We start from the raw sequence: 2737 nt of genomic DNA on the forward strand, positions 1-2737 counted from the left end.
CGGCGCTGCGGCGGTCGAGCACGACGACGTCGGCCGCCGCGATGAGCTCGGCCGCCCGCAGCGTCAGCAGGCCCGGGTCGCCCGGGCCGGTGCCGACGAAGGCGACGCTGCCGGGGGCGGCGGTCACCGGAGTCGAGCTGGTGGTGGGGCTGGTGGGCGGGGTCACGGGTGCACCCTCTCCGGCGGACCGGCCGCCGTGTCGTCCTGGTGGGAAGTGGGTCGAGCAGGCAGGTCGGCCAGAGCGGCAGCGCCGTCGGCGAGGAGGTGTCGGGCGAGGTCGGCGCCGAGGGCTGCAGCGCGTGCGGGCTGCGCGGTGCCGGAGCGCGCCAGACGGGTGGACCCGTCGGCGGAGGCGACCAGGGCGCGCAGCCCCAGGACGCCATCCTCGCCGATCTGCGCCAGCGCGCCCACCGGAGCGGTGCAGCCGGCCTCCAGGGCGCTGAGCAGCGCGCGCTCGGCGGTGACCGCAGCGCGGGTGGCCGGGTGCTCCAGCAGCGCGCAGGCGGCCAGGGCGGCGGCGTCGTCGGCGCGGCACTCGACCGCGAGCGCGCCCTGGCCGGGCGCGGGCAGGACGACCTCGGGCTCGAGCACCTGCGACACCTCGGTCGAGCGGCCGAGGCGGGCCAGTCCGGCGGCGGCCAGGACGACGGCCTCGAGCCGGCCGTCGGCGACCAGGCGCAGGCGGGTGTCGACGTTGCCCCGCACGTCGACCACCTCGAGGTCGGGGCGCGCGGCGCGCAGCTGGGCCGCGCGCCGGGGCGAGCCCGTGCCGATCCGGGCGCCGGCCGGCAGCTCCTCCAGGCGGGCGCCGCCGACGGCGACGAGCACGTCGCGGGGGTCCTCCCGCGGCGGGACCGCGGCCAGGGCCAGGCCGGGGGCCGGAGCGGTCGGCAGGTCCTTGAGGGAGTGGACGGCGAGGTCGACGCGGCCCTCCAGCAGGGCGTCGCGCAGCGCGGAGACGAACACGCCCGTGCCGCCGATGGCGCTCAGCGGGGCCCGCGAGACGTCGCCGGTGGTGACCACCTCGACCAGCTCGACGGCCCGGCCGCTGAGCTCGCGCAGGGCCTGGGCCACGTGCTCGCTCTGGGTGCGGGCGAGCGCGCTGCGGCGGGTGCCCAGGAGCAGCGGGCGCTGGCCGGGTGCCGCTGCGGCGCTCACGCGGCGCCCCCCTCGGCGGTGGGGACGGCGCGCAGCACGTCGGCGACCGTGCGCGCTGCGCCGAGGTCGCCGGCGGCCAGCGGGCCGACCGGTCCGAGGCTCCTCGCCGCGGGGGCCGGGCCGGCGTCGCGCAGCCCGAACAGCTCGCGCAGGGCGAGGGCGTAGGAGGCGCCGTGCTCGCTGCCGGCGGCCAGCGCCTTCACCCGGACGGTCGGGGTGTGCAGGAGCTTCTCCACCACGCGGTGCACGGCGAGCTCGGCCTCGGCGGCGACCCGCGGGTCGGCGTCCGCACCGAGGCGCGAGCGCAGCCGGGACAGCTCGGCGTCCACGACGTCCGAGGCCAGCGAGCGCAGCGCGGTGACGGTGGGGGCCACGGCGGCCGCGCGGCGCTTGGCCTGGTACCCCGCCACCTCCTCCTCGACGATCGCCCGGGCGGCCAGGACGGCGGCCTCGGCGTCGCCGCCGTCCAGCGCACCGGCCCCGGTGAGGCGCTCGCGCAGCTCGGTCAGCCCGACGACGACCACGCCCGGCAGCTCGTTGACCGCGGGGTCGACGTCGCGCGGCAGGGCCAGGTCGACGAGCAGCTGGGGAGCGGCCCGCCCCGGCGCGGCACCCGCGGTGGCGGCCCGCTCGGCGCGGGCGGCGCCGACGAGGTCGGCGTCCAGCACGTGGCCGACCGCGCCGGTGCAGGAGACGACGACGTCGGCGCGGGCGAGCGCCGAGCGCACGGCGTCCGCGTCGCCGAGGCGCACCCAGTCGCCGCCGACCGCCTCGGCCAGGCGCTCGGCGCGCGCGGCGGTGCGGTTCGCCACGGTGATCCGGCGCAGGCCCGCGCGGTGCAGCGTGGTGGCCGCCAGGGCGCTCATCGAGCCGGCCCCGACGACGAGGGCGCTGGCGCCGGCGAGGTCGCCGACGACGTCCTCGGCGCCGGCCAGGGCCGCCTCGACGAGGGAGTGCCCGGCGCGGGCGAGGCCGGTGTCGGTGTGCACGCGCTTGCCCACCCGCAGAGCGCGCTGCAGCAGGTGGTCCAGGGTGCGGCCGGCGGTGCCGTCCTCCTGGCCGCGGCGCAGCGCCGCGCGCACCTGGCCGAGCACCTGCGACTCCCCGAGCGCCATCGAGTCCAGGCCGCTGGCGACGGTGAACAGGTGGGCGACCGCCGCGTCGCCGTGGTGGAAGTACAGGTGCTCGCCGAGGTCGGCCAGCGGAACGCCGGTGCGCTCGGCGATCGCCGCGGACAGGCCCTGGACGCCGGCGTGGAAGGCGTCGACCTCTGCGTAGAGCTCGAGCCGGTTGCAGGTGGCGAGCACGACGGCCTCGGCCGCCGCGCCGGAGTCGCAGGCCCCGGCGGCGAGCTCGCGGGCGCCGGTGCCGTCGAGGGCGGCGCGCTCGAGCAGCGAGATCGGCGCGGTGCGGTGGGACATGCCCACGACCAGCAGGCTCATCGGGTGCCTCCGGCGAGGGTGCGGTGGGGGCCGAGCGCCGTGCCGCTCGCCGGGTCGAGCCCGGTGGTGCGGGCCGCCTCGCGCTCGGCCTCCCACTCTGCCACGACCACGCCGGCGGCAGCACAGACGGCGCGGCG

The 2737-nt window shown here is 79.8% G+C and carries 3 protein-coding genes; all 3 read right to left on the reverse strand.

The annotated features are described in order from the left end of the window. On the reverse strand, positions 1-166 hold a 166-nt coding region (locus tag AC5FZL_RS16320; protein ID WP_493619932.1), incomplete at its 3' end, for an SAM-dependent methyltransferase. Continuing rightward, entirely contained in the window at positions 163-1158 is a 996-nt protein-coding gene (gene hemC, locus AC5FZL_RS16325) for a hydroxymethylbilane synthase (protein ID WP_493619930.1), read from the reverse strand. The genes AC5FZL_RS16320 and hemC, both read right to left, overlap by 4 nt. Beyond that, complete coding sequence (locus tag AC5FZL_RS16330; RefSeq protein ID WP_493619931.1) at positions 1155-2600, reverse strand: glutamyl-tRNA reductase; 1446 nt, start codon at positions 2598-2600, stop codon at positions 1155-1157. Before AC5FZL_RS16330 ends, hemC begins: the two co-directional genes overlap by 4 nt. Positions 2601-2737: the final 137 nt, after the last annotated feature.

The organism is Quadrisphaera sp. DVD1, from assembly GCF_058932755.1.